Consider the following 6,277-nt stretch of genomic DNA (forward strand, 5'->3'; position numbering starts at 1 on the left):
GTGAAGGTCACTGCGTCGCCGTCGGGCGAGGTGATGACCGCGCCGAGCAGCGGGTGGTCGGTGGCGGCCAGACCGAAGGCGGTGGCGTCCCCGCCCGACTGGTTCTCGATGATCCAGTACCGCTCCCGCTGGAACGGGTAGGTGGGCAGGTCCACGGGCCGGGCCGCGGTGCCGTCGTAGAAGGCGGCCCAGTCGATCCGGGCGCCCGCGCCGTGCAGGTGCGCCAGAGCCGTCAGCAGGGTGCGGGACTCGGGGCGGTCCTTGCGCAGCACCGGTTCGATGACCGCGTCGTCGGTGTCCAGCGTCGTACGGGTGAGCGCCGTCAGGACCGCGTCGGGGCCCAGTTCGACGAACCGGGTGACACCCTTCGCCGCCAGGTGCTGGACGGCGTCGCTGAAGCGGACCGCGTCGCGGACGTGGCGGACCCAGTAGGCGGGCGAGGACAGCTCCTCGTCCGACGCAAGCCGGCCGGTCACGTTCGAGACGATCGGCGTCAGCGCCGGCCGGTACGTCACGCTCTGCGCGACGAGGTGGAACTCGGACAGGGCCGGCTCGACCAGCGGCGAGTGGAAGGCGTGCGAGACGCGGAGCCGGGTGGTCTTGCGGCCCTGGCTGGTGAACTCCGCCCGGATCGCCTCGACGGCCTCTTCGGTGCCCGAGACCACGATCGAACGCGGACTGTTGATCGCCGCGATGCCGACCGCCTCGGTCAGGTACGGAAGGACCTCCTCCTCCGTGGCCTGGATCGCGGCCATGGCACCACCGGCCGGGAGGGCCTGCATCAGCCGGCCACGAGCCGTCACCAGCCGGGCCGCGTCCTCCAGGGACAGCACACCCGCCACATGCGCGGCGGTGATCTCACCGATCGAATGCCCGGCCAGGAAGTCGGGGCGCACACCCCAGGACTCGACGAGTCGGAACAGGGCCGTCTCGATCGCGAAGAGGGCGGGCTGCGTGTACGCGGTGCTGTTGAGCAGGGCCTCGTCCTCGCCCCACATCACCTCGTACAACGGCGTGCCCAGATGCGCATCGAGGGCGGCGACCACGGTATCGAGGGCCTGGGCGAACACCGGGAACGCGGCGTGCAGTTCACGCCCCATGCCCAGGCGCTGCGCGCCCTGACCCGTGAACAGGAAGGCCGATTTACCGTCCCGGACCTGACCCTGCACCACCCCCGCACCGGCAACCGAGCCCTCGGCCAGCGCCGACAGACCGGAGAGCAGCTCCTCGCGGCTCTCACCGACGACGACCGCGCGGTGCTCGTGCGGGGTCCGGGTGGTCGCCGTGGAGTAGGCCAGGTCGATGAGCGGAACGTCCTCGTGCGCCGTGACGTGGGCGTGCAGGCGCCGGGCCTGGTCGGTCAGGGCCTGGGCGGAGCGACCCGACAGGACGACCGGCACCACCGGCAGTTCGCGGCCTTCGGCCTCGGCGGACTCCGTGGCAGGGGCCTCCTCCAAGATGATGTGGGCGTTCGTACCGCTGAGGCCGAACGAGGAGACTGCGGCGCGGCGCGGGCGACCGGCCGCGGCCGGCCAGGCGACGGCCTCCGTGAGCAGCTTGACGTTGCCCGCCTCCCAGTCCACGTGCGGGGTCGGCTCGTCCAGGTGGAGGGTTTTGGGCAGCACGCCGTGGCGCAGTGCCTGGATCATCTTGATCACGCCGCCGACTCCGGCCGCGGCCTGGGTGTGCGCCAGGTTCGACTTGAGGGAGCCCAGCCACAGTGGTGCGGCGTCGTCGGGCCTGCGGCCGTACGTCGCCAGTAGGGCTTGTGCTTCGATCGGGTCGCCGAGCCGGGTGCCGGTGCCGTGTGCTTCCACGGCGTCGACGTCGGTGACGGTCAGGCCGGCGTTCTCCAGGGCGCTGCGGATCACCCGCTGCTGGGAGGGGCCGTTCGGGGCGGTCATGCTGCTGGACGCGCCGTCCTGGTTGACCGCGCTGCCGCGCATGACGGCCAGGACCTGATGGCCGTTGCGGCGGGCGTCGGAGAGGCGTTCCAGCACGATGACGCCGACGCCCTCCGAGCAGCCGGTCCCATCGGCCGAAGCCGCGAACGACTTGCAACGGCCGTCTGCGGCCATGCCGCGTTGGTGGCTGAAGTAGAGGAACATGTCCGGCTCGGTCATCACCGTGACACCACCGGCCAGGGCGAGCGTGGACTCGCCCGACCGCAGGGACTGCGCCGCCAGGTGCATCGCGACCAGCGAGGACGAGCACGCCGTATCGATCGTCAGCGCCGGGCCCTCCAGGCCCAGGCTGAACGCCACCCGGCCCGTGACCAGACTCCCGTCGCTCGTACCGGGACCGTAGTCGTGGTACATCACGCCGCCGAAGACACCGGTCCGGCTCTTGCGCAGGGTGTGCGGGGCGATGCCGGCGCTCTCGACGGCCTCCCAGGAGGCCTCCAGGAGCAGGCGCTGTTGCGGGTCGAGGGCCAGGGCCTCGCGGGGGGAGATCCCGAACAGGCCCGCGTCGAAGTCACCGGCGTCGTACAGGAACCCGCCCTCACGGGTGATCGTCCTGCCGAGCTTGCCCGGCTCGGGGTCGTACAGGGCGTCGGTGTTCCAACCACGGTCCGTGGGGAACGCGGACACCCCGTCCCGACCCTCGATCAGTAGCTGCCACAGTTCCTCGGGCGAGTTCACGCCGCCCGGGTAGCGGCACGCCATGCCCACGATCGCGATCGGCTCGGCAGCCCGGTCGGCCTCCTCGGCCAGCTCGCTGTTCTGCCGGCGCAGGCGCTCGTTGTCCAGCATGGACTGCCTGAGCGCGGTGACGAGTTGCTCAACTGATGCTTCCACGATGACCTCAGCCCTCGGTCGAATTCGGTTCGGCGGACGCAAGCGCGGCACGCACCAGGTCGTCGATGTCCATGCTCTTGATCTCTTCGCTCCGATCGACCGTCTCCGGCGCGGCGGGCACACCGGGCACGGCCGGTGCAACCGGTGTCCCGTGCTGGTCCGCCGGACCGGCGAGCGTCAGCAGCGCGTCCAGGAGGCCCGCTTCGCGCAGTGCGGCGACGGGGATCGAGGCGAGCGCCCGGCGGATCGAGCCCTCGTCCTGCACCGCTACGGGATGGTCGGGCTCGGCGGCGTCCTCGATGGCCGGGAGGATCTCCTCCAGGAGGAACTCGGCCATCACGACGGGGCTGGGGTAGTCGAACATCATGGTCGCCGGCAGGCGCATGCCGGTCGCGGTCTGCAACCGGTTGCGCAGGTCGATCGCGGCCAGGGAGTCGAGCCCCAGATCCGTGAAGCCCTTGTTGACGTCCACGGTGTCCGGATCGCTGTGGCTGACGGCCGCCACCTGGGCCCGGATCAGGTCCAGGACCGCGGGCTCCCGATCGGCGGGCCGCATCCGGGCCAACCTCTCCTCCAGGGACAGCGAACTAGCCGCCGCCGCGGCCACGGCCGCCACGGCCGGTGCCCGTACGTCCTGGCGCTGCTGCGCCACCGGCTCCGCGCGCAGGACGTCCCGCAGGAGCACCGGAGGCTCGCCGGGCGCCGTACCGCGTGCCGCGTTGTCGACGCGGATCGGGGCGATCATCGCCTCGTCGAGGGTCATGGCCTCGTCGAACAGCTGCAGCCCCTCCGCGGTCGGCAGCGCCGGCAGGCCCAGTGACTTCATCCGGCCGAGGTCGGAGTCGGTGACCCCGCCGCCCAGTCCGGTCTTCGTCTCCCACAGGCCGAACGCCAGCGACGTGGCGGGCAGCCCCAACGAGCGGCGGTGGGCCGACAGCCCGTCCAGGAAGCGGTTGGCCGCCGCGTAGTTGCCCTGTCCGGCACCGACGACCAGTCCGGCGCACGAGGAGAAGAGGACGAAGGCCGACAGGTCCAGGCCGAGCGTCGCCTCGTGGAGGTGCCACGCCGCGTCCGCCTTCGGCCGCAGTACGGCATCGACCTGCTCCGCCGTCAGCTGCGCGGTCAGTGCGTTGTCCATCAGGGCTGCGGCGTGCACCACCGCGGTCAGCGGCTGCTCGTCGGACACGCCCGCGAGGAGCGCGTCCACGGCGGCCCGGTCCGATACGTCGCAGGCGACGACCGAGACCTCGGCCCCGAGCCCGCTGAGCTCCGCGCGCAGTTCCTGCGCGCCCGGCGCGTCCGGACCCCGGCGGCTGGTGAGCAGCAGGTGACGTACGCCGTGCTCCGCCACCAGGTGGCGGGCGACGATGCTGCCGAGGCCGCTCGTACCGCCGGTGATCAGCACCGTGCCCTGCGCCGACCAGGGGAGGTCGGCGGAGACCCGGCTCGCAGAGACCCGGGCCAGGCGCGGGACCTTGACCTCGCTGCCACGTACGGCCGCTTCCGGTTCCCCGGTCGCGACGATGGCCGGCAGCACCTGGTGGGCGGCGGCCGAACCGTCGGTGTCCACCAGCAGGAAGCGCCCCGGGTTCTCCTCCTCGGCGGAGCGCAGCAGGCCCCAGACGGGTGCCTGGGCGAGGTCGACGGTGTCGGTGTCCTTCGCCTGGACCGCGCTCCGGGTGACCACTGCCAGACGGGACCGGGCGAAGCGGTCGTCGTCGAGCCAGGCCTGGAGGACGTCGAGGACGGCGCCGGTCACGGACCGGACCGCTCCGGGGACTTCGCCCTCGCCGGACGGCACGGGCAGCAGGACCACTTCGGGCACGGCCGCGCCGCCGTCGAGTTCCGCCCGCAGTGCCCCGAGGTCCGGGTACGCGGCCAGACCCTCGCCGAAGCCGTGGTCGGAGCTGCCGGCACCGCCCAGTACGGCCCAGCGGTCGGCTACCGCCGAGGCGCTGGCGCCCAGCGGCAACTGGTTCCACACCAGGTGGAACATCGACGTGCGCTCGTCGCGGCCGGCGGCTGCGGCGGCGTTGACGCGGGCCGCCGTGACCGGGCGGACCACCAGGGAGTCGATGGTCGCGACCGGTGTGCCCCGAAGGTCGGACAGCTCGATGCGGACGGCGTCGGAACCCTGGGACCTGTGCGATTCCACCGCCGTGATCCGGCCCCGCAGTTGCGAGGAACCCGCCGCGTGCAGGGTCACTCCGGCCCAGGCGAACGGAAGCTGGGTGCCCCCGACGTCCTGCGGTCTGCGCCCGTCCATGAAGTCCGTCGCGCTCAGCGAGCCGTCGAGGATCGACGGGTGGATGCGGTAGTCGTTGCCCACCGCGAGGTTGTCCTCCGGCAGCGACACCTCGACGAAGGTCTCCTTGCCGCGCGTCCAGATTCCGCGCAGGCAGCGGAACATGGGCCCGTACCCGTAGCCCTGACCGGTCAGGTAGTCGTACACCCCGGAGATGTCGACCTCCTCCGCTCCCTCCGGCGGCCAGACCCCGACCCCGACCCCGAACGACTCGGGGGTCGGCGGGTGCTGGGCGCCGGGAGCGAGTACACCGCTCGCGTGCCGCGTCCACGGGACGTCCGCCGATGCGTCGTCGGGTCGCGAGTACACCGCGAGCGAGCGGCGGCCGGTGGCATCGGCCGCGTCGACGGTGACCTGGACGGCCAGGCCGCCGCCGTCCTCCCGCATCGGCATCAGCGCCTCGATGGTGAGCTCGTCGATCACGTCGCAGCCGACTTCCTCACCCGCACGGATGGCGAGTTCCACGTATCCGGTGCCCGGCAGGAGCACGGTGCCGAGTACGTCGTGGTCGGCCAGCCAGGCGTGGGTCTTGACCGACAGCCGGCCGGTCAGCACCACGCCGCCGGCTTCCGGCGAGACCACCACCGCGCTCAGCAGCGGGTGTTCGGCAGCCCGCTGACCGAGGCTGGCGACGTCGCCCGCGGGGGCCGCCGCCGGAGCGTCGAGCCAGTACGGCCGGCGCTCGAAGGCGTACGTCGGCAGGTCGACGCGGCGTGCGCCGGTGCCGGCGTAGAAGGCCGTCCAGTCGATCGGGGTGCCGGTGGTGTGCAGGCGTGCGAGGGCGGTCAGCAGGGTCCGTGCCTCGGGGCGGTTCTTGCGTACGGCGGGCTCGATGACGGTGTCCTGGCCGTCGAGGGTGGTCTGGGTGAGGGCGGTGAGGACGGCGTCGGGGCCGAGTTCGAGGAAGCGGGTGACGCCCTTGGTGTGGAGGTGCTGGACGGTGTCGGCGAAGCGGACGGCTTCGCGCAGGTGACGGGTCCAGTAGTCGGGGGTGCCCCAGTCCTCGCTGATCGCGCCGTGGACACCGGACACGACCGGAATCCTCGCCTCGTGGCGGGTCACGCCCTCGGCCACGAGGTGGAACTCGGCGAGGGCGGGGTCCATCAGCGGCGAGTGGAAGGCGTGCGAGACGCGGAGCCGGGTGGTCTTGCGGCCCTGGCCGGTGAACTCCGCC

At 72.4% G+C, this 6,277-nt stretch carries 2 protein-coding genes; both read right to left on the bottom strand.

Going from position 1 to position 6,277, the window contains the following annotated elements:
• Positions 1 to 2,798 (bottom strand): type I polyketide synthase (locus ABZZ20_RS36420; RefSeq protein WP_356877279.1); only part of this gene is annotated, 2,798 nt, incomplete at its 3' end.
• 7 nt (positions 2,799 to 2,805) lie between these two features.
• Positions 2,806 to 6,277 (bottom strand): SDR family NAD(P)-dependent oxidoreductase (locus ABZZ20_RS36425; RefSeq protein WP_356877281.1); only part of this gene is annotated, 3,472 nt, incomplete at its 5' end.

The sequence above is a fragment of the Streptomyces sp. NPDC006430 genome, from assembly GCF_040612395.1.
In the GTDB taxonomy this organism is placed as follows: domain Bacteria; phylum Actinomycetota; class Actinomycetes; order Streptomycetales; family Streptomycetaceae; genus Streptomyces.